22 protein-coding genes are annotated in these 23,612 nt (G+C 66.3%); 11 read left to right on the top strand and 11 right to left on the bottom strand.

Annotated features, from left to right (window positions below; translation table 11 throughout):
• Positions 1-13: 13 nt before the first annotated feature.
• Genes CH295_RS28050 through CH295_RS00285 form a run of 4 tightly spaced genes read right to left on the bottom strand, consistent with a single transcriptional unit; the run spans position 14 to position 2,162 of the window.
• Positions 14-328 (bottom strand): YbaB/EbfC family nucleoid-associated protein, encoded by a 315-nt coding sequence (locus CH295_RS28050; protein ID WP_212556130.1) that lies wholly within the window; start codon positions 326-328, stop codon positions 14-16.
• Complete coding sequence (locus CH295_RS00295; RefSeq protein WP_094739449.1) at positions 325-678, bottom strand: hypothetical protein; 354 nt, start codon at positions 676-678, stop codon at positions 325-327. The genes CH295_RS28050 and CH295_RS00295 overlap by 4 nt, the downstream gene beginning before the upstream one ends.
• Complete coding sequence (locus CH295_RS00290; RefSeq protein WP_094739448.1) at positions 675-1,799, bottom strand: C40 family peptidase; 1,125 nt, start codon at positions 1,797-1,799, stop codon at positions 675-677. Before CH295_RS00290 ends, CH295_RS00295 begins: the two co-directional genes overlap by 4 nt.
• A 6-nt stretch (positions 1,800-1,805) precedes the next feature.
• Entirely contained in the window at positions 1,806-2,162 is a 357-nt protein-coding gene (locus CH295_RS00285) for a type VII secretion target (RefSeq protein ID WP_141216920.1), read from the bottom strand.
• A 133-nt stretch (positions 2,163-2,295) separates the two neighbouring features.
• Here CH295_RS00285 and upp point away from each other — a divergent pair, with 133 nt between their 5' ends.
• From upp to CH295_RS00270, 3 genes are all read left to right on the top strand, one after another.
• Positions 2,296-2,919, top strand: coding sequence for a uracil phosphoribosyltransferase (gene upp / locus CH295_RS00280; protein ID WP_037188128.1), 624 nt, complete (start codon positions 2,296-2,298; stop codon positions 2,917-2,919).
• Between the two features lie 80 nt (positions 2,920-2,999).
• Positions 3,000-3,848, top strand: coding sequence for a DUF2797 domain-containing protein (locus CH295_RS00275; RefSeq protein WP_252341840.1), 849 nt, complete (start codon positions 3,000-3,002; stop codon positions 3,846-3,848).
• A 120-nt stretch (positions 3,849-3,968) separates the two neighbouring features.
• Positions 3,969-4,259, top strand: coding sequence for a transposase (locus CH295_RS00270; protein ID WP_170945691.1), 291 nt, complete (start codon positions 3,969-3,971; stop codon positions 4,257-4,259).
• A gap of 228 nt (positions 4,260-4,487) precedes the next feature.
• Here CH295_RS00270 and CH295_RS00260 read toward each other — a convergent pair whose 3' ends face one another.
• A complete protein-coding gene (locus tag CH295_RS00260) occupies positions 4,488-6,089 on the bottom strand; it encodes a phospho-sugar mutase (RefSeq protein WP_094739446.1) in 1,602 nt (533 codons plus the stop codon).
• Positions 6,086-6,988, bottom strand: a complete 903-nt coding sequence (locus CH295_RS00255; RefSeq protein WP_502694454.1) for a purine-nucleoside phosphorylase — start codon at positions 6,986-6,988, stop codon at positions 6,086-6,088. Before CH295_RS00255 ends, CH295_RS00260 begins: the two co-directional genes overlap by 4 nt.
• Here CH295_RS00255 and CH295_RS00250 point away from each other — a divergent pair.
• The 4 genes from CH295_RS00250 (at position 6,987) to CH295_RS00235 (ending at position 10,606) form a co-directional block, all read left to right on the top strand.
• Positions 6,987-7,691, top strand: coding sequence for an enoyl-CoA hydratase/isomerase family protein (locus tag CH295_RS00250; protein ID WP_094739445.1), 705 nt, complete (start codon positions 6,987-6,989; stop codon positions 7,689-7,691). The two genes, CH295_RS00255 and CH295_RS00250, sit on opposite strands and share 2 nt — an antisense overlap.
• Before the next feature lie 112 nt (positions 7,692-7,803).
• Complete coding sequence (locus tag CH295_RS00245) at positions 7,804-8,967, top strand: M20 family metallopeptidase (protein WP_094739589.1); 1,164 nt, start codon at positions 7,804-7,806, stop codon at positions 8,965-8,967.
• On the top strand, positions 8,964-10,127 hold the full coding sequence (locus CH295_RS00240) for a M20 family metallopeptidase (protein WP_094633755.1): 1,164 nt from the start codon (positions 8,964-8,966) through the stop codon (positions 10,125-10,127). Before CH295_RS00245 ends, CH295_RS00240 begins: the two co-directional genes overlap by 4 nt.
• 14 nt (positions 10,128-10,141) lie before the next feature.
• Positions 10,142-10,606: an SAM-dependent methyltransferase gene (locus CH295_RS00235; RefSeq protein ID WP_094739444.1), complete on the top strand. Its 465-nt coding sequence runs from the start codon at positions 10,142-10,144 to the stop codon at positions 10,604-10,606.
• A gap of 13 nt (positions 10,607-10,619) precedes the next feature.
• Here the strand turns inward: CH295_RS00235 and CH295_RS00230 are convergent, their stop codons facing one another.
• Entirely contained in the window at positions 10,620-11,084 is a 465-nt protein-coding gene (locus CH295_RS00230) for a gamma-glutamylcyclotransferase family protein (protein WP_037188123.1), read from the bottom strand.
• A gap of 181 nt (positions 11,085-11,265) precedes the next feature.
• Between CH295_RS00230 and CH295_RS00225 the strand changes: the two genes are divergently transcribed.
• The 3 genes from CH295_RS00225 to glpD all read left to right on the top strand — a co-directional run bounded on the left by CH295_RS00225 (position 11,266) and on the right by glpD (position 15,861).
• On the top strand, positions 11,266-12,669 hold the full coding sequence (locus CH295_RS00225; protein ID WP_037188122.1) for an NAD(P)H-quinone dehydrogenase: 1,404 nt from the start codon (positions 11,266-11,268) through the stop codon (positions 12,667-12,669).
• Positions 12,670-12,809: 140 nt separating this feature from the next.
• Positions 12,810-14,027 carry an aminotransferase-like domain-containing protein gene (locus tag CH295_RS00220; protein WP_094739443.1) on the top strand — a complete coding sequence of 406 codons (1,218 nt, stop codon included), beginning with the start codon at positions 12,810-12,812 and terminating at the stop codon, positions 14,025-14,027.
• 103 nt (positions 14,028-14,130) lie between these two features.
• A complete protein-coding gene (gene glpD, locus CH295_RS00215) occupies positions 14,131-15,861 on the top strand; it encodes a glycerol-3-phosphate dehydrogenase (RefSeq protein ID WP_037188117.1) in 1,731 nt (576 codons plus the stop codon).
• A 148-nt stretch (positions 15,862-16,009) separates the two neighbouring features.
• On the opposite strand, the gene CH295_RS00210 is transcribed toward glpD, so the two are convergent.
• The 4 genes from CH295_RS00210 to CH295_RS00195 form a co-directional block, all read right to left on the bottom strand.
• Positions 16,010-17,266, bottom strand: coding sequence for an RNA polymerase sigma factor (locus CH295_RS00210; RefSeq protein ID WP_094739442.1), 1,257 nt, complete (start codon positions 17,264-17,266; stop codon positions 16,010-16,012).
• Positions 17,263-17,613: a YciI family protein gene (locus CH295_RS00205; RefSeq protein ID WP_037188115.1), complete on the bottom strand. Its 351-nt coding sequence runs from the start codon at positions 17,611-17,613 to the stop codon at positions 17,263-17,265. Before CH295_RS00205 ends, CH295_RS00210 begins: the two co-directional genes overlap by 4 nt.
• 108 nt (positions 17,614-17,721) lie before the next feature.
• A complete protein-coding gene (locus tag CH295_RS00200; RefSeq protein ID WP_094739441.1) occupies positions 17,722-18,495 on the bottom strand; it encodes a DNA-formamidopyrimidine glycosylase family protein in 774 nt (257 codons plus the stop codon).
• Between the two features lie 44 nt (positions 18,496-18,539).
• Positions 18,540-23,117: an ATP-dependent helicase gene (locus CH295_RS00195; protein WP_502694453.1), complete on the bottom strand. Its 4,578-nt coding sequence runs from the start codon at positions 23,115-23,117 to the stop codon at positions 18,540-18,542.
• A 96-nt stretch (positions 23,118-23,213) separates the two neighbouring features.
• On the opposite strand from CH295_RS00195, the gene CH295_RS00190 reads away from it, so the two are divergent.
• Positions 23,214-23,465: a hypothetical protein gene (locus CH295_RS00190; RefSeq protein WP_037188110.1), complete on the top strand. Its 252-nt coding sequence runs from the start codon at positions 23,214-23,216 to the stop codon at positions 23,463-23,465.
• Positions 23,466-23,612: the final 147 nt, after the last annotated feature.

Raw genomic sequence — 23,612 nt, 5'->3', positions numbered from 1 at the left:
CGCGAAGCCTATCTCAGGAGTCTGTGAACGAACCCTGCAGACTTTGCAGGATCGCCTCGCGCTGGTCGAGCGCCGCACGTGCAGCGTCGGCAGCCACTGCGGTGATCGTCGACGCGAGTGCGTGAGCGGCAATCGATCCGAGGTTCTCGGCTAGTTCGAGCTCGACCAGGGCTCCTGATCCATCGGCGACGGCGGTCACCAGGTTGTCCGGCGAGGTGAGTCGAATTCTGATGCGGTCCAGTCGCTCGTGCGTTTCGCGGAGTGCATCCAGCCGGTGCTGGGCGCTGCCGACCAGAGCGTCGAGTTCGGTGGTGTGGGCGTGGGTCATACCTGCTTCAACCAACTCTTGGGTGCGGGGTCCTCTGCGAGATCGGCGTTCGCTTCGGCGGCGACTCGGGCACGGGTGGGCAAGCCGAGACGATCGAGAACCTCGGTGGGAACGCCCTCCTCGGCGAGGAGGGTGCGGCGCTGGGCTCGTGCTGCGGCACTCGCCCGTACACAGTGCTCGAGAATTGCCGACGCCAATGCGCCTCCGCCGTAACGCAGTTCGCGTTCGTCGATCGCGATCCCGATCGGCAGTCCGTGTTCGGTGGCGCGCACGGTCACCGATCCCGATCGCGTACCCGATACCGCGCTGACGACGGTGATGTCCGAGTCCGTCACTGGCCGGCCCTTCATTCGGTCGGACGGTAGAAGCCCTTGAAGCCCATACCGCTGTTGGTCGTTCTGATCGGTCCCACCTGTACGGGGTCGCCTGCCTCGACGAGCTGACCGTTGCCGATGACCATGGCCACGTGCCCGTCCCAGACTGCGAGGTCACCGGGCATCACCTCACCCGGTGCCACGGCGGAGCCGATGTCCTGTTCCTGTGCCAGACGCGGGATCTCGACGCCCTGCTGTGCGTACGCCCACTGGGTCAGCCCGCTGCAGTCGAGCCCGCTGCCCGGCGTGGTGCCGCCCCACGCGTAGGGCACACCCTGCTGGGTCAGCGCGCTGCGGACGGCACCCGCGGCCTCGGGATTGGGTGCGGTGACGGTGCTGCCGTCGGGTAGTCGTATCTCGACTCCCCGGCCGGTGCTGTCCGGGGTCAGGGAGGGATCGGCGCCCGGATTGCCCAGGTAGTTCTGTGCGCCGCCGATGCTCGGCGACTCGGCTCCGGCGGCAGGGGAGGAGACGGACTGCGCGAACGTCTTCGCCAGCTTCTCGCCTGCCTCGATCACCTGTGATGTCGCGGACGAGGTCATGAGATTCGAGGGGGAGCCGGGGGTCGGTGTCGGTCCGCCGCCCACGGGGGCGGGAACTGTCGGGGGAGCAGCCAGTTCACCGACTTTCGCGGTGTGGACGGCCAATTCGCCCCGAACGCGCGCCACCACCACGAGAGCTCGCTCGAGGTGTTCGATGGCCGCCGTGATCAGCATGGTCTGGCCGGCCGGGGTGGCGATGATCGGCCCGGCAGACAGTGCGATTCCTACGAACGATCGGACGATCGACTGCAGTTCCAGGAAGCCTTGATAGGTGTCGCGGCAGGCCTGATCGACGACGGCAGCGATGTCGTCGGCGTGGTCGGCGAGGGCGATGGCGCTCCTATGAGCGTTCTCGGCGTACCGAATGGCCGCGTCGGCGGCGTCACCGTTCCAGTTCGCAGCGAGCTCGGTGATCGCGACCCTGCCGATTCCCTGCGCCGCCTCGATCGCAGCCGAGGACACACGCAGCACGTCGGCCGGACCGCCGGTGGGGAGCTCACCGTTGCCGAAGGCTCCGAGCAGATCGACGATGGGACGGGCCAGCAGATCGATCATCGGCGTTTACCTCGCGTCCTGCGCGACACCGGCGGCCGAGGCCACGGTGGTATCAGCGGCCGAGGCCGCAAGGGTTGCGCCGGTGCCTGCATCGGTGAGGGCGTACGACACCGCGGATGCGGCGGCCGCGGAACCGATGCTCGCCACCGTGCCCGCCAGGCGCACCACGGCGTCGGTGTGCGCCAGATGGGTGCCGGTGACCGCACCGAGAAATTCTTGTCCGATCAGACCGAAGACCGGAGCCAACACAGCGGGGCCGCATGCGGCGGCAGCAGCACCTGCCGCGGCGATCTGTTCGGCCATGGTCGACGCCACCGCACCGTATGCGAGGACCCCCTCGGTTTCGACGACGAGCTCGGCCATCGGTGCCCCCTGAGAATGCGATCGATCGACGGTCGCCGAGTGCGACGCCCAACTGGTTCGACGCGGGTACTTGCCATTCGGTTCCCCCGAGTTGCCGTTCGCGTCCTGCCACCGAAGTCCTATCCTTGTCGGCATGGAAACACACGTGGTCGATCACCCACTGGCCGCAGCCCTGCTCACCACGATGCGGGACGAGCGCAGCGACAACGCCACGTTCCGGTCGGCTCTGCGCCAGCTCACCCACATGCTGGTCTACGAGGCCACCCGCGATGCTGCGATCGACACCTTCGAGGTACGTACACCCGTCGCAGTCACCGAGGGCACCAGGCTGGCACGACCGCCGTTGCTGGTCCCGGTCCTGCGCGCAGGCCTCGGCATGGTCGAGAAGGCCAGCAGCCTCATCCCGCAGTCTCGCGTCGGTTTCGTCGGAATGGCCCGAGACGAAGAAACTCACCAGCCCGTGCCGTACATGGAATCTCTGCCCGACGACCTGTCGCAGACGCCCGTCTACGTACTGGACCCGATGCTCGCCACCGGCGGATCCATGGTCCACACCATCGAACTGCTCGTTGGCCGTGGCGCGGCGGACGTGACCGCCATCTGCGTCGTTGCCGCTCCCGAAGGAGTTGCCGCGCTCGAAGCCTCGGGTCTGCCGGTGCGACTGGTGGCAGCGAGCATCGACGACGGTCTCAACGACAACGCCTTCATCGTTCCCGGCCTCGGTGACGCGGGCGATCGCCAGTTCGGTCCGCGCTGACTCCCTCTGTCGCAGGTCGATTGGTTCTCGGCGTCTCCTGGCCCTCGGAGGCAGCACCTGCACCGCGCCCGAGATTGCGGGTGCTCGACGTCGACACCGAGCAGATCGAGTTCCACGAACTGGTCGGCTGCAGGCTCGGCTTCCGTGCGCCGGGTGCGTCGACCGATCGGTACTGCACCGGGCGCATGGCATTTCGGGCCGACGGCCCGCCGCGCTACGTGCCGTGCCCCGGCCGGGAGCGGGCCGTCGCGTCGGGGCAGTGCGCGACGTGCGCCGACAAGGACAGCTTTCGATTCGTGCACACCGTGCATCGCAGCGGATTCGTCTCGCGTGATCTGGAAAAGCATGTCATGCAACCGCATTGGCTGTATCTGGCGGCGTTCGCCAACGGCACCTTCAAGATCGGGACAGCGGCGGACACGCGCAAATGGGGTCGGCTCGCCGAGCAAGGTGCCATCTGCGCGCAGTACGTCGCCCATGCCGACGACGGAAAGGCCGTCCGGGTTGCCGAGGATCTCGTGACCGAATCGATGGGGCTACGGCAGGCGGTGAGGTCCGCGGCGAAAGCCGCCTCGCTGTGTCTGCCGATCGACGTGGACAGGCTCGATGCCGCCACCGCTGCCCGGGCCCAGCAGGTCCGCGAGATGCTGACCGAGGCAGGCATTGCCGGATGCACCCCGATCGACGAGCCATGGGCTCCGCCCGCAGGCCGGGAGGCGTTGAGCGAGAACGTCAGCCGCGTCGCCTACCCCGCCGATGTCGCAACCGGCTCGCACGGACTCGAGATCAGGACATGCGTCGGGCAGGCGGTGATCGCGATGGTCGACGACGAGACCTACGTCGTGGATCTCGCGGCACTGAAGGGTCGGCGAATAGAACTCGGGGCCTTCACGTCCGACCTGCCCGCGGTGCAGTCGGCGCTGTTCTGAGGGTTCGTGGTCGCCTAGGGCGTGTCTCCTAGATGCGAGTGTGGTTGTGCTCGAGAATGTTTCTCGTGTCGAGATTGCAGAGGGTTCACCGATGAGTAGTGCGTTCTGATCGAACCGTTGTTGCCCTCGTCCGATGATCACGGTATCGGCCGCTCTCGCGGTGGATTGGGCACCAAGATTCATCTCACCGATGGGAACGGTTTGCCGTTGGTGGTGCTCGTCGGTGCTGGGCGAGCGGGTGGCAGTCCGATGTTCCCGATTTTGCTCTCGCACTTGCGGATCGAGCGCGAGGGGTCGGTACCGGCGCGTACTCGTCCGGACGCGGTGCTCGGCGACAAGGCGTATTCCTCGCGTGCGATCCGAGCGTTGCTGCGGTCGCGGCGGATCGAGGCGGTGATCTCGGAACCATGAGATCAGCAGGGCCACCGGCGTAATCGGGGCAGCGGTGGTTGTCGGCCACCAAAGTTCGATGCGCAGAAATACAAAGGCCGCAATCTCGTCGAGCGCTCTTTCGACGCCGTCAAACAGTGGCGAGGGCTTGCCACCCGGTACGACACACTGGCGTTCAAGTATCGGGCGGGTGCGGTTCTACATGCGGTTTTCCTCTGGTGCGTCGCATCACACTCTAGGCGACACGGCCTAGAGGTGCTGGGCGAAGTCGGTCAGTTCGGCCAGGATCTCGGCTGCTGCCGCCCGCGCTCTCGGCAGGTCCTCGGGGCCGTCGACCGGCTCGATCACCTCGAGGTAGGCCTTGAGTTTGGGTTCGGTGCCGGAGGGCCGCACGATCACCCGCAGGCCCGATCCGCTGATCTCGACTGCGTCGGTCCGTAATTCGTCGTCGCGCTGGGCGTAGTCGAGCACGGTGACGGCCCGCCCGGCCAGTTCCGTCGGCGATGCGCTGCGCAACCGGTGCATCATGTTCCCGATCTCGGCGAGGTCCTCGACCCGCCGCGAGACCTGCGCACCCAGGTGGACCCCGAATTCGACCGCGAGGTCGTCGAGCACGTCGAGCAGGGTGCGACGATCCTGCTTCAGGTCGGCGGCGAGATCTGCGAGCACCACCGCGGCCGAGATACCGTCCTTGTCTCGCACCACGTTCGGATCGACGCAGTGCCCGATGGCTTCCTCGTAGGCGTACACGAGGCCCTCGCCCGCGCGGACGAGCCATTTGAATCCGGTCAGGGTGCGGGCATAGCGAGCGCCGCGCGCCGGAGCGAGCGCCGAAAGCAGTTGCGACGAGACGATAGTGTTGGCCACCAGTGAGTCGGCGGGCGCATCGGCGAGGAGATGGTTCGCGAGCAGGGCCCCGGTCTCGTCGCCGGTCAGCATGCGCCACCCGCTGTCCGTGGGCACCCCGACTGCACAGCGATCGGCATCGGGGTCGAGGGCAATCGCGATATCGGCGTCGATGTCCGCCGCCAACGCGAGCACGGCGTCGGCAGCTCCGGGCTCCTCGGGGTTGGGAAACGTGACGGTCGGAAACGCTGGATCGGGCTCGAACTGCTCCTCGACCACCTGGATATCGCGGAACCCCGCACCGCGCAGTGCTGCCATCGCGAGCTCACCGCCGACGCCGTGCAGTGGGGTGAGTGCGATTCGGATGTCTCGACGCGTCGAATGTGGCAGTGCAACAACCGAATCGAGATATCGAGCCGCGATGTCGGAGCCGCCGGGCTGGACGATCGCACGCGGAACCTCGATCGCGTCGGGAGTGGCCGCGATGAGCGCTTCGATCTGGGCGTCGCTCGGCGGGATCAGTTGCGAGCCGCCGCGGAGATACACCTTGTACCCGTTGTCCGCGGCGGGATTGTGCGACGCGGTGATCTGCACGCCGAGCTCGGCATCGAGTGCCCGTACCGCGAAGGCGACGACGGGGGTCGGCAGCGGCCGAGGCAGCATCACCACGGAAAAGCCCTGGGCGGAGAAGGTTTCGGCGGCCGCGAATGCGAACTGTTCGGAGCCGTTCCTGGCGTCGCGACCGACCACGACCGTGGACCCGCCCAGACCGTTCTCGATCAACCAGGCCGCGATGCCGGCCGAGGTCTTCGTCACCACCGCCACGTTCATTCCGTTGGGTCCCGCGCGCACCGGGCCACGAAGACCTGCGGTACCGAACGTCAGGGGACCGCTGAACCTGTCGGCGAGTTCGGCATCGGGCAGACCGTCGAGTTCCTCGCGAGCAGCGGGGTCGGGATCGCCTGCGATCCATCGTTGTACTCGCTCGGTGAGATCCTCGGTCACAGGCGGGAGACCAATTCGTGCAGGAGCGATCCCATGCGGGCAGCGGACTCCTTGCCTGCAGCGAGTACTTCGGTGTGGTTCAGGTGCTCTCCGGTCATGCCGGCCGCGAGATTGGTCACCAGCGAGATGCCCAGGACGCCTGCGCCTTTCGCTCGTGCGGCAATCGTCTCGTGCACCGTCGACATACCCACGAGGTCTGCGCCGAGCGTGCGCAGCATCCTGATCTCGGCGGGCGTCTCGTAGTGCGGACCGGGCAGGCCTGCATAGACGCCGTCCTCGAGCGACGGATCGATCTCGGCCGCAAGGGCCCGGAGTTCGGGGGAGTACGCGTCGACCAGATCGACGAACTCGGCCCCGACGAGGGGCGAGCGAGCCGTCAGGTTGAGGTGGTCCGAGATCAGCACGGGCTGTCCGACGCTCATGCCGTCTCGGATACCGCCTGCAGCGTTGGTGAGCACGACGGTCGTGGCACCTGCCGCGATCGCGGTACGCACGGGATGCACGACGCGTCGCAGGTCGTGCCCCTCGTAGGCATGCGTGCGTCCCTGCAGCAGCAGGGTGTGGGTGCCGCCGACGTCCACCGAGGTGATGGTGCCGGAGTGGCCGGACGCCGACGGTGGCGCGAAACCGGGCAGGTCGGCCATGCGCACGGTTGCGGTGGGGGAGCCGAAGACGTCGGCCGCCGCCTGCCATCCGGAACCGAGAACGATGGCCACGGTGTGGGTGTCGACTCCGGTTGCCGCGGCGAGTGCGTCGGCGGCGGTGCGCGCAGCACCCTCGGGATCGGTCACGGGGTCGGTCGCATGTGCGTCGGTTGTTGCCACGATGAACAACAGTAGGAGATCGACGCCACGGATGTGCGACCGGCGGAAGTTACCGTTGGGTAGTATCCGCTGCATGCCTTATCTCGAACGCGACGGCGACGTCCACATCCTGTTCCTCGGTGCCCAGAACGGGGCGGACAATCCCGAGAATCGGTTCCATCCGGACTGGATCGACGCCACCCATGCGTTGCTCGACGAGGTCGAGGCCTCGACCGGTCCGGCCGCGCTTGTCACCACGTCGGCGGGCAAGTTCTACAGCAACGGCCTCGACACCGACTGGCTGTTCGCCAACCTGGACAAGATCACCTGGTACCTCGACCGCGTGCACACTCTCTACACCCGGCTCCTGGCGTTTCCGATGGCCACCGTCGCCGCGGTGCAGGGGCACGCATTCGGCGCGGGCGCGATGTTCGCCACCTCCCACGACTTCCGCATCCAGCGCGTCGATCGCGGCTTCTACTGCTTGCCCGAGGTGAACCTGAACATGCCGTTCACCGTCGGAATGTCTGCTCTGATCAACTCCCGGCTGCCCAAGCAGACCGCCGTCGAGGCCATGACGACCGGTCGCCGTTACGGCGGTGCCGACGCCGTGGCCGCCGGAATCGTCGAGGCAACGGCATCGGGGGAGTCGCTGGTGTCCGACGCGGTCGCGAAGGCGGCGGCATTGACGAGCACCCGAGGTGCGAACCTGGCCGGGATCAAGAGCCGTATGCACGTGGATCTGCTCGCCGCGCTGAACACCGCGACCGACGACAGCAACTTCAGCTTCGGGAAGTAGCAGGACCGACTTCACCCACGACTGAAGCACAGCTGTTCCGACACTCGGTCGCGCTAGTGACACACTGTCTCTCGTGATCGACGAATCGAACAGTGCTGCCGTGGGCGAGGCGATGGGCCGCGCCCTGGCCACCGCCACCGACGAAGTGGTCGCGCTCTCGCACTCGATCCACGCGGAACCGGAGCTGGCGTTCGCCGAACATCGCAGCGTCGCCAAGATCCTCGATACGCTCCGAGCCCACGATTTCGAGGTCGAGACGGCCGTCGCAGACATGGACACCGCGTTCACCGCGTCGTTCGGCAGCGGCGATCTGGTGATCGGTATCTGCGCGGAGTACGACGCTCTGCCCGAGATCGGTCATGCGTGCGGGCACAACATCATCGCGGCCTCGGCTGTGGGTGCCGCGCTCGCGCTCGCGCCGGTCGCCGACGCTCTCGGCATCACCGTGCGAGTGCTCGGTACCCCGGCCGAGGAGACCGGCGGCGGCAAGGTGTTGATGCTAGAGCGAGGAGTGTTCGACGGCGTCGGCGCGGCGTTGATGGTCCATCCCGGCCCCTTCGACATCGTGGGTGCGACCTCGCTGGCGCTGGCGGACATCGCCGTGAAGTTCACCGGCCGTGCCGCGCACGCCTCGGCAGCTCCCGAATGGGGAATCAACGCGGGTGATGCGGTGACCATCAGTCAGGTGGCACTCGGGCTGCTGCGGCAGCACCTCTCGCCGGGTCAGCAGTTGCACGGCATCGTCAGCGACGGGGGTGTGGCACCGAACATCGTGCCCGGCCACGCCGAGTTGCTCTACTACCTGCGTGCGAACACCACCGAATCGCTGCACGCTCTGACGGCGAAGACGTACGCGTGTTTCGAGGCAGGAGCGATCGCCACGGGGTGCACTCACGAGATCCGCACGGTGTCGCCCACCTATGCGGCGTTGACACCCGATTCGTGGCTGGTCGCAGCTTTTCGGCAGGAGATCGAAGCGTTGGGCCGGTCGCCCCTGGCTCCGGATTTGGAAGGATTTCGCCCGTTGGGCAGCACAGACATGGGAAACGTGACGAATGTTCTACCCGGTATTCATCCCGTCGTCGGACTCGATGCAGGAGGGGCGGTGACGCATCAGCCGGAGTTCGCCGCGGCGTGTGTCACCGAGTCGGCCGATCGAGCGTTGCTCGACGGAGCTCTCGGTCTCGCCAGAACTGCTGCGCGTGCCGCAGCCGATCCCGGTACTCGCGCCCGTCTGCTCGACGGCGTGATCGCTCGCTCGGCGGCGCAGTCGTGAGTACCCGCGAAGACGCGATCGATCGGTGGATCAACGCGCATACTTCCGATCTGTCTCAGTGGCGTCGGCACATTCACGCCAATCCGGAGCTCGCTCGACGCGAATTCGCCACCACTGCGTTCGTGATGGAGCATCTCGAAGCAGCGGGTCTGTCGCCCAAGCCGCTCCCCGGCGGAACGGGGTTGATCTGCGATATCGGACCCGACGGTCCCCGGGTGGCGTTGCGGGCGGACATGGACGCCCTGCCGCTGCAGGAGAACACCGGCGCGGTGTACTCGTCGACCGTGCCGGGGGTATCCCACGCCTGTGGGCACGACGCGCACACCACGGTGCTGCTCGCGACCGGGCTGGCGCTGGCGTCATTGCCGGACCTGCAGTACGGGGTGCGCCTGATCTTTCAGCCCGCCGAGGAGGTCATGCCTGGCGGTGCCCTCGACGCGGTGGCTGCGGGCGCGCTCGACGGCGTCACCAAGATCTTTGCGCTGCACTGTGATCCGCGACTCGAGGTGGGGCAGGTCGGCCTGCGCCTCGGTGCGATCACCTCTGCGGCCGATACCGTCGAGCTTCGGCTGGATTCACCCGGCGGACACACCTCTCGGCCGCACCTGACCACCGATCTCATCTACGCACTGGGCACCGTCATCACCGGTCTGCCCGGGATGTTGAGCAGGCGAATCGACCCGCGGACCAGCACGGTCATGGTGTGGGGAGCGGTGGTCGCGGGCCAGGCCCCCAATGCCATACCGCAGACCGGCATGCTGACCGGTACCGTCCGCACCGGCGACCACGAGACCTGGGCATTGCTGGAACCGTTGGTCCGCGAGATCGTCACCGGCTTGCTGGCACCCACCGGGGTGCAGTTCGAGTTGCACTACCGTCGCGGCGTGCCTCCCGTGGTGAACGATGCGGCCTCCACGCACACGTTCGAGAAGGCGATCGGCCGGGTCGGACCCGACGCGTTGGCCGACACCGCGCAGTCCGGCGGTGGCGAGGATTTCTCGTGGTACCTCGAACGAGTACCGGGCGCGATGGCTCGACTAGGTGTGTGGCCGGGCACCGGACCGCAACTCGACATCCACCAACCCACCTTCGATCTCGACGAACGAGCACTGGCCGTGGGCGTGAAGGTGATGACCGGAATCGCGCTGGATCCGACCTAGAGGCAGGAGACGAGATGGCATTCGACGTGTCGCCGATCGGAATCGTTCGATCGGACCGTGCCGAGGTGGTGGACGACAACTGGGGATCGGTCGAGTCCGTCATCGAACTCCACGACGCTGTCCTCGACGCCGACGCGACCCTCGGTCTCGCTGAGTTCTCCCACCTCGAAGTGGTCTACGGCTTCCACCTGTGCGATCCGGCCGCGACGACGACCGGTTCGCGGCACCCCCGCGGTGACACGACGCTTCCTCGGGTGGGCGTCCTCGCTCAACGGGTCAAGGACCGGCCCAATCATCTCGGGGTGTCGCGGTGCGAGATCGTCGACGTGGACGGACTTCGCATCCGAGTCCGAGGTCTCGACGCGATCGACGGCACACCGGTGTTCGATGTCAAGCCGTTCCTGCAGTCGATGGTTCCCGAGCGTGAGGACGTGAAGGAACCGACGTGGGTGGCGTCGGTCATGAAGAACTACTTCTGATCCGTCTCTCGAGCTACGAGGCGGTACCGGGACCGACGTTGCGGCTGTTGCGGGTTCGTAGGTCTCGTACGTATTCGGCTGGGGCACCGGCAATTTCGGCTGCCTCTGCCATGACGCCGAGGTAGCGCGCCGACGGCAGGCCGCCCTCGTAGGCGTCGAGTACGTACATCCAGGCGAGCACCGGCTCCCGGCCGGTCTCGATGCGCAGCCGGATCTTCCGGTGAATACCGAGTTCCGAGCCCTCCCAGCGATCCAGGCTCTCCTCGTCCTCCTCGGATACGTCGTAGAGCACGACGAAGACCTGGGAGTCGGGATCCTCCACGACCGTGGCCAGTGCGCCTTCCCAACCGATGTCGCCACCGCCGAAGGTCAACCGCCATCCGTGCAGCCACCCGGTTCCCGACAGGGGCGAGTGAGGGCATCGCTGCAACATCTGCTCCGGATGCATGTTGGATCCGTAGGCGGCATAAATTGGCACGTCGGCCAGCCTAAACCGTATCGGTACCCACTGACGCCTCGTGGTCGTGTTTCGGTGCGTCGCCCCAGGTCCGCCCTCCTGCGGGGCGAGGCAGGCCGGCCCTGAAGACGCGGGAGGGCAGCCTCTGGAATACCGTTGACGCGACACGACGAGAGATTTCGAGCATGCGAGAAGAGGATCAATGACCCGGATTGTGATCATCGGTGGTGGTCCGGCAGGGTACGAAGCAGCGTTGGTTGCCGCACAGCACGGCGGAGAGGTGACGCTCGTCGATTCCGACGGTATCGGCGGTGCCTGCGTTCTCTGGGACTGCGTGCCGTCGAAGACGTTCATCGCCTCGACCGGCATTCGCACCGAGATGCGTCGAGCCAGCGACCTGGGCATTTCGCTCGATCCATCGCAGGCCGCCGTCGCGTTGCCGAAGATTCACGACCGCGTGAAGAGCCTCGCGCAGGCGCAGTCCTCCGACATCGCCCACCGCGTCACCTCCGTCGGCGTGCAACTGCTGGCCGGACGCGCCGAGATGATCGACACCCATGTCGGGATGGCCTCGCACCAGATCAAGGCAGTGCTCGCCGACGGCGAAGAGCGCATCCTCGACGCCGATGTGGTGCTCATCGCGACCGGAGCCCGCCCCCGCGTGGTCAAGGGAGCCGAACCCGACGGCGAACGAATCCTCAACTGGCGTCAGCTCTACGACCTCGAGGCCCTCCCCGAGCACCTGGTGGTCGTCGGATCCGGTGTGACCGGTGCCGAGTTCGTCTCCGCCTACACCGAGATGGGCGTCAAGGTCACCGCGGTCTCGAGCCGCGACCGCGTCCTTCCGCACGAGGACGAGGATGCCGCGCTGGTGCTCGAGGACGCGTTCAACGAACGTGGCGTCACCCTCGTCAAGCACGCCCGCGCCGATTCCGTGGTCCGCACCGACAACGGTGTTCTCGTGACGCTCTCGGACGGCCGCACCGTCGAGGGCAGTCACGCGCTGATGACCGTCGGATCGGTGCCCAACACCTCCGGTCTGGGACTCGAGAACGTCGGCATCGAACTCGACAAGGGCGGGTACCTGCGGGTGGATCGCGTCTCGCGTACTGCCGTCGCGGGCATCTATGCAGCCGGTGACTGCACCGGTCTGCTGCCGCTGGCCTCGGTCGCGGCGATGCAGGGACGCATTGCGATGTATCACGCACTGGGACAGGCCGTCAGCCCGATCAAGCTCAAGACCGTGGCCTCGGCGGTGTTCACTCGGCCCGAGATCGCGTCGGTCGGCGTCGCGCAGTCCAAGATCGACGCCGGTGAAGTACCGGCGCGCGTGGTGATGCTGCCACTGACCACAAATCCGCGAGCGAAGATGAGTGGACTCAAGCGTGGTTTCGTGAAGATCTTCTGCCGCCCGGCCACCGGCGTCGTCATCGGTGGCGTCGTGGTCGCCCCGAGTGCGTCGGAGCTGATTCTGCCGATCGCGATGGCCGTGCAGAACAATCTCTCGGTCAACGACCTGGCCAACACCTTCTCGGTGTACCCGTCGCTGTCCGGTTCGGTCATCGAGGCCGCGCGTCAGCTGATGGCGCACGACGATCTGGACTGATCTCATAATGTGAGAACTGCGTTTCATATTTCGGTAGCACGTGAGACAGTCGGAAGGAGCGGACACACCCGTCCGCTCCTTCTTCGACTCAGCGGATCCGCGGGCCGTTCTCCCATTCCTGCTGCCCCGGAGTTCCTCTCATGTCCACTACGTACCGTTCCGCCGGCCTGGCCAGGCGTACCGATTCACTCACCAGCTCGGCCATCCGTGATCTTCTCGCTCTCACTGCACGCGACGATGTGATCGGCCTCGCCGGTGGTCTACCCGCCACCGATCTGATTCCGGTCGACCGCATCGCCGCAGCAGCGGAGGCTGTGCTTCGCCGCCCCGACGCAGTGCAGTACTGCGAGACATCCGGCCACCGCAGTCTGCGTGGCGTCATTGCGGCCAGGGAATCGCTCGTGCGCGGGGGAGCGCCAGTTCCGGTCGAGTCCGTCATCGTGACACACGGTTCGCAACAGGCCCTGACGTTGCTCGCGCAGGCCCTGATCGACCCGGGTGCTGTCGTCGTGGTCGACGAACCCGCGTATACCGGTGCGCTGCAGGTCTTCTCGATCGCCGAGGCGAGCATCGAGTCCATCCCCATCACCGATACTGGAATGGATACCGACGAACTCGAACGCAGACTGACGGCGGGGCTGCGTCCCGTGGTGGTCCATACCGTCGCCAACTTTCACAATCCTCGCGGAGTCACGATGAGCGAGCAGCGTCGACGCCACCTCGCGGCGCTCGCGGATCGCTACGGATTCTGGGTGATCGAGGACGACCCGTACGGTGAGATATATTTCGACACAACGGAATTCGGAATCGGCGCTCCGCCGCCGATCGCGTGTCACAGCGACCGCGTCATTCGACTCTCGAGCGCGTCGAAGATCCTGGCTCCGACGCTTCGTGTCGGCTGGTTCGTCGCCCCGCCCAGCGTCTGTGGGGCGGTGGAGCTGCTCAAGCAGGGCGCAGATCTGTGTGGATCCTCGATGACGCAGTCGATGGCAGCGGAGATGCTCGCCGACACTCCGTGGCTCGATGCGCATCTGGACGTTCTGCGGCGCGAGTACGCCTGCCGTGCAACGGCATTGACTTCTGCTCTCGTCGCCGAGTTCGGTGATCGCCTCAGCGTCTCGCGCCCTGCGGGTGGGATGTTCGCCTGGGCCACCTTCCTGGACGGAACCGACACCGGCGAGTTGCTCGACGCGGCTCTCGATCACGGAGTTGCCTTCGTGCCGGGCACGGCGTTCGCTACGGGTGCGCAGTACCGGCACTCGCTCCGGTTGAGTTTCGCCGGATCGACACCGACCGTGCTGGCAGAAGCAGTGCGGCGATTGGGTAGCGCGCACTCGGCGTCGACCCGAGCGACCTGACCCGAGTGCCCCCACCACGGCAGGTTCTGCGCTCGAAGGACCTGGGGCGGTAGCCTGACGTGCAAGCAATGCGGGGATTTTCGATGGAGAGGGAGCGTTCGAGATGAGCAACCGATCGAATACGAAGTTCCTCGGACCCGACCAGCGGGTGGAGGCGTGGGACCAGCTCGGAACCGAGCAGTTCGACGTGGTGGTGATCGGCGGTGGCGTCGTCGGCTCCGGAGCCGCACTCGACGCGGCGACGCGGGGACTGAAGGTGGCCCTGGTCGAGGCGCGAGATTACGCGTCGGGAACGTCGTCTCGCTCGTCCAAGATGTTCCACGGCGGGCTTCGATACCTCGAGCAGCTCGAGTTCGGGCTGGTGCGTGAGGCCCTGCACGAACGCGAACTCTCCCTGTCGACGCTCGCACCGCACTTGGTCAAGCCGCTGAAGTTCCTCTTCCCGCTCACACATCGGTTGTGGGAGCGTCCGTACATCGCCGCGGGTATCTTTCTGTACGACCGTATGGGTGGGGCCAAATCGGTGCCGCAGCAGAAGCACCTGACTCGATCCGGTGCGCTGCGTATGTCGCCCGGTATCAAACGCAAGTCGTTGATCGGCGGGATTCGGTACTACGACACGGTCGTGGACGACGCCCGGCACACCATGACCGTCGCCAGGACGGCCGCTCATTACGGCGCAGTGGTGCGAACCTCCACGCAGGTCGTCGGTTTCCTGCGTGAGGCCGACCGGGTATCCGGTGTGCGCGTGCGTGATTCGGAGACCGGTGCCACCACCGAGGTGCGTGCACACGTGGTGATCAATGCCACCGGCGTCTGGACCGACGAGATCCAGTCGCTGTCCAACATGCGCGGACGGTTCCGGGTACGCGCCTCGAAGGGCGTGCACATCGTGGTGCCGCGCGATCGAATCGTCAGCGAGGCCGCGATCATTCTGCGCACCGAGAAGTCGGTGCTGTTCATCATTCCGTGGGGTGCGCACTGGATCATCGGTACCACCGACACCGACTGGAACCTCGATCTGGCACACCCGGCCGCCACCAAAGCCGACATCGACTACATCCTGGGCGAGGTCAACTCGGTGCTCGTCACGCCACTCACCCACGAGGACATCGACGGTGTCTACGCGGGCTTGCGGCCTCTTCTCGCCGGCGAGAGCGACGAAACCTCCAAGCTGTCCCGGGAACACGCGGTTGCCCGGGTTGCACCCGGACTCGTTGCGATCGCGGGCGGCAAGTACACGACCTACCGCGTGATGGCCGAGGACGCAGTCGATCTGGCGGCCGAGGACATCCCGGTGCGAGTGGCGTCCTCGATCACCGAGAAGGTGCCTCTCGTCGGTGCCGACGGTTACTTCGCCCTGGTCAATCAGGCACCGCATCTGGGCGAAATGTACAACTTGCATCCACATCGGGTGACGCACCTGCTGGACCGATACGGCTCGCTGATCGACGAGGTGTTGGCGATGGCGGACGGCAAACCCGAACTGCTGCAACCACTCACCGATGCGCCGGCATACCTTCAGGTGGAGGTGGTGTACGCCGCGGCAGCGGAAGGCGCACTGCATCTGGAGGACGTGCTCTCGCGTCGCACCCGAATCTCGATCGAGTACTCGCATCGCGGAATGAACTGCGCGGGTCAGGTTGCGGCGTTGATCGCACCGGTCCTGGGTTGGGACGAGGCCACGGTCGACCGTGAGGTCGAGACGTACCGCGCCCGAGTGGAGGCCGAGATCGAGTCGCAGCGTCAGCCCGACGACGCATCGGCGGACGCCCTACGAGTCGTCGCTCCCGAGGCTCGCCAGGAAATACTCGAACCCGTTCGCACGATCTAGCGCAATCGGACCAGCGTCCGGGGTGCGCGCGCCGCCATCGCGCCGGAAACGGCCATGATCAGCAGGGTGAACATCGCAAGTGTCAGCATGCGATCCATGGTGATCGGCGAAGCTGTGAACAGCCTTGGTCGCACCTGACAGGGAGCTTTCAGAGTTCTTCGTGTCGTCGCCGAGCAGGGTGGGAAGACGACGCGAGTTGCGATCGGAGGAACGCCCTCTCGGCCGGCGACGGGGCGAGAGCGAGCGCAGTCGTTCGTGCACTTCTGGCCTCCTCCGCGCGGTCCAGGCGATCGAGCATCACAGCTCGACAGGCATGCCACAGGTAGTGGCCGCTGAGAGAATCGATCGCGTCGAGTGCATCGAGCCCGGCGGCAGGCCCCTGGCTTTCTCCCACGGCGACACCACGGTTGAGTGCCACGATCGGTGTGTTCTCCACAACCACGAGCGCGTCGTACAACATGACGATCCGCGACCAATCGGTGTCGGCGTACGTCGCTGCGCCGGCGTGACATGCTGCGATGGCGGCCTGGATGGTGTACCGACTGTGCCGAGAGTCGCTGCGACGCAGTGCACTGTTCATCGATCGAGCACCCTCCTCGATCGCCTCTCGATCCCATCGAGATCTGTCCTGATCCTCCAGCCTGACCAGGCCGCCCGATTGGTCGGTCCTGGTCGCCCGGCGCGAGTCGGTGAACAGCATGAGGGCCAGTAGCCCCTGAAGTGACGGCTCGTCCGGCATGAGGTCGATCAGCAAGCGGGCCAACCGAATTGCCTCGTCACACAGTCGAGGACGCACCAGCGTGTCGCCGCCGTGATGGCCGGCGGTGAACATCAGATACACCGTGGTGGCCACCGCGTCGAGTCGTTGCGGTAGCTCCGCCGACTCCGGTACTCGGTACGCAATGTTGGCTGCGGCGATCTTCTTCTTCGCGCGTGTGAGCCGTTTGGCCATGGTTGCCTCCGGCACGAGCATCAGATGAGCAACATCGGCAATGGCCAGCCCGCAGAGGGTGCGCAGACTCAGCGCCACCTGCGCCTCGACGGAGAGCGCCGGGTGGCAGCAGGTGAAGACCAACCGCAACAGATCGTCGGCGATCGCGGACTCATCACCCTCGGTCCAATTCCGATTCAGCAGGGCGAGATCGGCCGCCTCTCGTTCCTTCGCGGAGCGCCCGGCCTCTCGTCTGATGATGTCGAGCGCCTTGTTGCGAGCCACGGTCGTGAGCCAGGCACGCGGATTGTCGGGCACACCCGATCTGGGCCAGTGAGCAAGTGCGGTCACCACAGCCTCGGAGACTGCGTCCTCGGCGACGGCAAAACTGCCGGTAGTGCGAACGAGGGTCGCCAGGACCCGGCGACCCTCGTCACGGACCACGGCCGACAGGTGCTCGGCCGGCGTATTCATCGAGTCATCGGAATGACCGGCCGGACTTCGATTGCTCCGTTCCACGCCGCTGGGATCTGTGCGGCCAGTGCGATCGCGGCGTCGAGGTCCTGCGCCTCGAGGAGGAAGAACCCCGCAAGCACCTCTGTGGCCTCGGCGAAGGGACCGTCCGTTGTCAGGACGTCACCTCCCTTCCCTCCCGACACGCGCACCGTGGTGGCGGTCGAGGTGGGGTGGAGGACCGCTCCGCCGGTGATCGCGGATCCTGCCGCGGCACTGAATGCACCGTATTCGGCCATCTCGTCCGCAACTTCGGGCGAGGTCCAGTCGGCGTCGTGGGTGTAGACGATGGCTGCGTACGTGGTCATGAAGGCTCCTTCGAATCGTCGTGGTCGGCGCCGTTCGTCGACCTACACACGAAGGACGAACAGGGTTCGTCGAAAAGGACACCATGGACCGGACGATCTCGCCAGATCTCAGTTCTGACAGTGCGGGCAGTGGTAGATCTGCCGTTCCTCGAGTGGGTTGTCACCGATGAGCCCGAATTCGATGGTTGTTCCGCACCGTCGGCACGGCTTGTTCTCGCGCCCGTACACCCAGAAGTGTCGGCCCGGGCGCCGATCCCCGGTAGTGACGCGTTGGTTGCGATCCTTGTTGGCCATGATCAATCGATAGGACAGGTCGATCGTCTTCTTCAGGTCACCGGCTTCGGCGACCGGCGTGCGCGGGTCGATGCCACGGAGAAAGCAGATCTCGTTTCGATAGACGTTGCCGAGCCCGGCGATGTTGCGCTGATCGAGTAGAGCGAGTCCGACGGGACGAGCCGGATCCGACTCCAGATTGGTCAGGGCGGCTTTCGGGTCCCAGTCGGGACCCAGCAGATCCGGTCCGAGATAGCCGACGACCTCGTCCTCGTCCTCGACGATGTCGAGGACTCCGAGCTCGAAACCGATCGCCTGCGCGTTCGCGGTGTTCAAGATGATCCGCGCCTGGAAGGCCGGGCGACGCCACCTCGCACCGGGTGCATAGACGTGCCAGGTGCCCTCCATCTTCAGATGCGAATGAATGACGTGGCCGCCGACTCGAATCAGCAGATGCTTACCGCGTGAGGCGACGGAATCGACGGTCTCTCCGGTGAAGTCGACTGTGGCGTAACGGGGTACGCGAATGTCGCAGGTGGTGAGCTGCCTGCCCTCGAGTGCTGCGCGCAGGGTGTTGGCGGCGCGCCAGACGGTATCGCCCTCGGGCATCGATGTCGGTGTCCTCTCTGGTGGTCTCGCAGGTCGTGGGTAATTCAGCGACGCAGGCGAAGGCCGCGTGGGGTGGCCGAGAAACCTGCTTCGGTCAAGGTCTTGGCGAAGTCGGTGCCATGAATGTCGTGACCGTTGATCCGCTCGACGAGTAGCTTGTCGACACCGCCGCGTCGAACGGTGGCCGCCAATGCGGTTGCTGCAGCGCCGATGTCCTCGGTGTTCTCACCGAACGTCAGCACCGACTTCCCGCCACGTTCGACGAACATCGTCAATTCGCCCCGGACGAGGACGACCAGTGCACCGGCCTTGCGACCCGGCCGATGCTTCGTCGTCTCGTCCGGCTTCTCCCCGACACCGGCCTCGCCGCTGCCGGCTTTCGGCCAGGGCAGTGCTCCGCCGTAGGGGTTGGCCGGATCGCAGGACGCGAGCACGACGGCGGTGGCGTTCTTCTTCGGTTCGTCGTAGCTGCGCAACCGGTCCACCACGTCGGAGGTGGAGAACTGCGCTCCGCCGAGTGAGTCGACGAAGTAGCCGCGACGGCAGCGACCGGAATCCTCGAATCCGGTGAGCACCTTGTACATCGTGGCGAATCCGCCGGGCACGCCCTCGTTCATCACCGAACCGCGGGTGACCACCCCGTAGCGCTCGAGCAGCACGTCGGCGGTCGCATGGGCGCGGACGGTCAGATCGGGCTCGAGCTCGGGCAACCTCGACCACCGTCCACCCGCTGTCGGTGGACCGGTGCGAGTCGGAAGAGCGGGGCGTTCGAACTGCCGGTACGAGCGCAACCGCGGTGTGCGACGTGGTGCTCGGTGACTCGGGGCCGAGCGGGTGGTCGTGGAGTTCAACAGGGCGCGCAGCGGGGCGAACGTGTCGTTGCTCAGACGGCCCGCCCACACCAGCTCCCACAGAGCAGCCTGCAGTGCGGTGTCGTCGGTACTGCCGACGGTGTCGGAGAGTTGGCGGAAGAAGTACGCGCCGCCGCCCGCGACAGCGTCCTGAATGCGAATCTGCAACTCCGACAGGTCGGATTCGGCCGCAGCCACGAGGGTCAGCGGAGCGGTATCGGCCATGTGCAGGCTCACCCAGCCGTCCTTCGACGAGATCGCGCCGTGCCCCGCCCACAACACCTCGCCGGTGGAGGTGAGCTCGTCGAGCATCGCCGGGCTGTAATCCGTCACCCGCGACGAGAGCACGAGAGATTCCCAGGCCGAGGCCGGAACAGGAACGCCTGCAAGCTGTTCGATGACGGTCGCGACGCCGTCGATTCCGCTCAGGCGTCGGCTGTCCACGTGCTGCCACGCCGGCAGGAAGCGGCCGAGGGTGGCGGTGGAGACGGGTTCGACTTCCTGCCGGGCCGCAGCGAGCGACCGCCGCCGCAAACGCCGGAGGACCTCGGCCTCGCACCATTCGCTGCCTGTGGCACCGGGGCGAAATTCGCCCTCGACGACGCGCTTGTCGACGGCGAGTCTGCGCAGAACGTCGCGTACCACGGCGGTACCGACCCCGAAGCGCGCTGCCGCGTCGTCGAGGGTGAACGGTCCGTGGGTCCGGGCGTACCTGCTGATCAGGTCGACCAGCGGGTCGTCGACGGGTTCGATGAAGGCAGCCGGAGTTCCGATGGGAAGAGGGACGCCCAATGCGTCGCGCAGCCGAGCGGCGTCCTCGATCGCCGTCCACCAGTTCTTGCCGGCGAACGAGACCTCCATCGCCCGCTTGGCATCGGCGAGCTCGGCGAGCCACTGCGGGTACTCGTCGCCGTCGGTTCGAAGACCGACTTCCTCGACGGTCAGCGGACCGAGCAGCCGCAGCAGGTCCGCGACGCCTTCGATGTCCTTGGCGTGGCGGTCCTCGGGGAGGCGCTGCAGTTCGAGTTCGGTGGTGGTGATGACGCTGTCGTCGAGTAGCTCTCGCAGTTCGACGCGTCCGAGCAGTTCGGCGAGGAGCGCCGAGTCGAGTGACAGTGCGGCGGCTCGGCGTTCGGCCAACGGGCTGTCGCCCTCGTACATGAATGCGCCGACGTAGTTGAACAGCAGCGAATTGGCGAACGGGGACGGTGACGGCGTCTCGACGTCGACGATTCTGATCTGGCGTCGGCCGATTCTGGCCAGGATGTCCTCGAGGGCGGGTAGGTCGTAGACGTCCTGGAGGCACTCGCGAACGGTCTCGAGCAGGATCGGGAACGTCGGGTACTTGCGTGCGACGTCGAGCAGCTGAGCCGAACGCTGGCGCTGCTGCCACAGCGGCGCACGCTTGCCCGGATTTCGGCGGGGGAGAAGCAGTGCGCGAGCGGCACATTCGCGGAATCTCGATGCGAACAGAGCCGATCCGCCGACCTGCTCGGTGACGATGTCGGCGATCTCGTCGCGCTCGAACACGAACAGTTCTGCGCCCGGTGGCTGGTCGTCGGTGTCGGGAAGCCGGACGATGATGCCGTCGTCGGATGCCGTGGGGGCGGCGTCGATGCCGTATCGCTCGATCAGCCTCGCGCCGACTGCGAGCGCCCACGGCGCGTGCACCTGCTGACCGTAGGTGGAATGCAGGACCAGCCGCCAGTCGCCCAGTTCGTCGCGGAACCGCTCGACGATCATCGTCTTGTCGGTGGGGAGTTGGCCGGTGGCCTCGAGTTGCTCGTCGAGCAACGCAATGAGGTTGTTGACCGCGTTGGCGTCGAGACCGTCGGAGCTCAGTCGCTCGGCCAAGTGGCTGCGATCGGTGGTGCTACGCAGGAACTCGCCCAGGGCCTGGCCCAGCTCGGCGGGCCGACCCAGGCCGTCGCCGTGCCAGAAGGGGAGTCGACCGGGTTGGCCGTACGCCGGGCTGACGAGCACCCGATCGTGGGTGATCTCCTCGATGCGCCAGCTGGTGGCACCGAGGGCGAACACGTCACCGACTCGCGATTCGTAGACCATCTCCTCGTCGAGTTCGCCTACCCTGGACTGCTTTTCGCCCACCATGTACACGGTGAACAGGCCGCGGTCCGGGATGGTGCCACCGGAGGTGACTGCCAGTCGCTGCGACCCGGGGCGGCCGGTGAGAGTGTTGGCGTCGCGGTCCCACACGAGCCGTGGCCGTAGTTCGGCGAACTCGTCCGAGGGGTAGCGGCCAGAGAGCAGGTCGAGAGTCGACTCGTAGGCAGATCTGGGCAGGGTGGCGAAACTGCCTGTGCGACGGACCGAATCGAACCAGTCCTCGGCGTCGATCGGTTCGAGAGCGCAGGCCGCCACGGTCTGCTGTGCCAGCACGTCGAGTGGGTTGGCGGGAACGAACAACGCCTCGATCTTGCCCGACGTCATGCGTTCGACGGTGACGGCGCAGTGGATCAGGTCGGTGCGGTGCTTGGGGAACAGCACACCCTTGGAGATCTCGCCGACCTGGTGACCCGCGCGTCCGACGCGTTGCAACCCGCTCGCCACCGAGGGCGGCGCTTCGACCTGGACCACCAGATCGACTGCGCCCATGTCGATTCCGAGTTCGAGGCTGCTGGTGGCGACGACGCAGCGCAGCCTGCCGGTCTTGAGATCGTCTTCGATCAGCGCGCGCTGATCCTTGCTGACACTGCCGTGGTGGGCTCGGGCCAACAACGGATCGGCACCGTGATTCACGTCGTTGGGGGTGCCGACCTGCGAGGGCGGTTTGTGCTGTGTCTCCACGCCGTCGCCGATCCGTTCGGCATACACCTCGTTGAGCCGCGCGGTGAGTCGTTCCGCGAGCCGTCGCGAGTTGGCGAAGACGATGCACGATTTGTGCTCGAGGATGAGATCGACCATCTTCTCCTCGACGTGCGGCCAGATCGATCCCTGAGCCGGGGGAGCGGCGGAGGTGTCCGCATTCGGGTCGGTGACGCCCAGTTCGGTCATGTCCTCCACGGGCACCTGAACCGTCAGGTCGAAGGTCTTCGGGGCGGGTGGAGCGACGATCTCGATGGGAGCGGCACCGGCGAGGAACCGGCCCACTTCTTCGTGGGGTCGCACCGTCGCGGACAGGCCGATGCGTTGCGCGGGCTTGTCCAGCATCGCGTCGAGTCGTTCGAGAGACACCGCGAGGTGCGCGCCACGTTTGGTGCCTGCGACGGCGTGCACCTCGTCGACGATCACGGTGTCGACCTCGGCGAGGATGTCTCGCGCGGCGGAGGTGAGCATAAGGAACAGCGATTCCGGGGTGGTGATCAGAATGTCCGGCGGCGTCTTGATCATGTTCCTGCGGTCGGCGGCGCTGGTGTCGCCGGATCGCACGCCGACCGAGATCTCCGGCGGGTTCAGGCCGAGTCGCTTGGCGGTCTGGGTGATGCCGACCAGCGGTGCGCGCAGGTTGCGCTCGACGTCGACGGCGAGGGCCTTGAGCGGCGAGATGTAGAGGACCTTGGTCTTGCGGGTGCTGTCCGCACCCAGTTGCGCCAGCTCGTCCAAGGCCCAGAGAAAGGCCGAGAGCGTCTTGCCCGAGCCCGTCGGAGCAACCACCAGGGTGTGCGAACCACTCGAGATCGACGACCATGCGCCCAACTGTGCGGACGTGGGAGCAGGAAAAGCGCCGGTGAACCATTCACGGGTCGGCCGCGACAACTTCTCCATCACCGACAGCTCGCTCGCTGTCTCGGTGCCCGTACTGTGCCTGGCCATCCCATCATCATGCCCCCGGGCGCCGACAGATAATCCTCACGCAGTTCCCCGATCGCGCGGCGGTGTCGATTCGAGCGTTTCGGGTACACCGCTTCCATGACCGACGACCTAGAGACCATGCAGAAGATTTCCGCGAAACTCGACGCTCTGCTCGGCAGCAAGACCAACGGCCTGCAGAACGAGGTGCCGCCGGGTGCGAGCATCCAATCGGACGAGGACGATGCCGAGCACGGACCACTCGGTCGCGACTATCACCTGGCGAGCAAGTACGCGCAGGCTCTGGCCATCAACGAGCCCCAGGTCATCGACCGCGAAGAATTCGATCGCCTGGTCGCCGAGTACGGCTGACCAGCACCGCTGTGTGACACCAGCCCCGGCCCGCTATCGGGTCGGGGCTTCGTCGTGTTCGCCGGCCGCACCCGACCGTTCACGATCGAGCAGAACCGGCAGAATCCCGCGCTCGGCGTCCGATGGTGAACGCTCCGGTGCGGAAGA

Source organism: Rhodococcus sp. 14-2483-1-2, from assembly GCF_002259405.1.
GTDB lineage: Bacteria > Actinomycetota > Actinomycetes > Mycobacteriales > Mycobacteriaceae > Rhodococcoides.
Note: the sequence above shows the minus strand (reverse complement) of the source record. Positions and strands in the feature narration are given on the sequence as shown.

Coding starts and splice junctions, on each gene's coding strand:
- CH295_RS28050 (WP_212556130.1), bottom strand. CDS start 328: ATGACCCACGCCCACACCACCGAACTCGACGCTCTGGTCGGCAGCGCC.
- CH295_RS00295 (WP_094739449.1), bottom strand. CDS start 678: ATGAAGGGCCGGCCAGTGACGGACTCGGACATCACCGTCGTCAGCGCG.
- CH295_RS00290 (WP_094739448.1), bottom strand. CDS start 1,799: ATGATCGATCTGCTGGCCCGTCCCATCGTCGATCTGCTCGGAGCCTTC.
- CH295_RS00285 (WP_141216920.1), bottom strand. CDS start 2,162: ATGGCCGAGCTCGTCGTCGAAACCGAGGGGGTCCTCGCATACGGTGCG.
- upp (WP_037188128.1), top strand. CDS start 2,296: ATGGAAACACACGTGGTCGATCACCCACTGGCCGCAGCCCTGCTCACC.
- CH295_RS00250 (WP_094739445.1), top strand. CDS start 6,987: ATGCCTTATCTCGAACGCGACGGCGACGTCCACATCCTGTTCCTCGGT.
- CH295_RS00255 (WP_502694454.1), bottom strand. CDS start 6,988: ATGCAGCGGATACTACCCAACGGTAACTTCCGCCGGTCGCACATCCGT.
- CH295_RS00245 (WP_094739589.1), top strand. CDS start 7,804: ATGGGCCGCGCCCTGGCCACCGCCACCGACGAAGTGGTCGCGCTCTCG.
- CH295_RS00235 (WP_094739444.1), top strand. CDS start 10,142: ATGGCATTCGACGTGTCGCCGATCGGAATCGTTCGATCGGACCGTGCC.
- CH295_RS00225 (WP_037188122.1), top strand. CDS start 11,266: ATGACCCGGATTGTGATCATCGGTGGTGGTCCGGCAGGGTACGAAGCA.
- CH295_RS00220 (WP_094739443.1), top strand. CDS start 12,810: ATGTCCACTACGTACCGTTCCGCCGGCCTGGCCAGGCGTACCGATTCA.
- glpD (WP_037188117.1), top strand. CDS start 14,131: ATGAGCAACCGATCGAATACGAAGTTCCTCGGACCCGACCAGCGGGTG.
- CH295_RS00210 (WP_094739442.1), bottom strand. CDS start 17,266: ATGAATACGCCGGCCGAGCACCTGTCGGCCGTGGTCCGTGACGAGGGT.
- CH295_RS00205 (WP_037188115.1), bottom strand. CDS start 17,613: ATGACCACGTACGCAGCCATCGTCTACACCCACGACGCCGACTGGACC.
- CH295_RS00200 (WP_094739441.1), bottom strand. CDS start 18,495: ATGCCCGAGGGCGATACCGTCTGGCGCGCCGCCAACACCCTGCGCGCA.
- CH295_RS00195 (WP_502694453.1), bottom strand. CDS start 23,117: ATGGCCAGGCACAGTACGGGCACCGAGACAGCGAGCGAGCTGTCGGTG.
- CH295_RS00190 (WP_037188110.1), top strand. CDS start 23,214: ATGACCGACGACCTAGAGACCATGCAGAAGATTTCCGCGAAACTCGAC.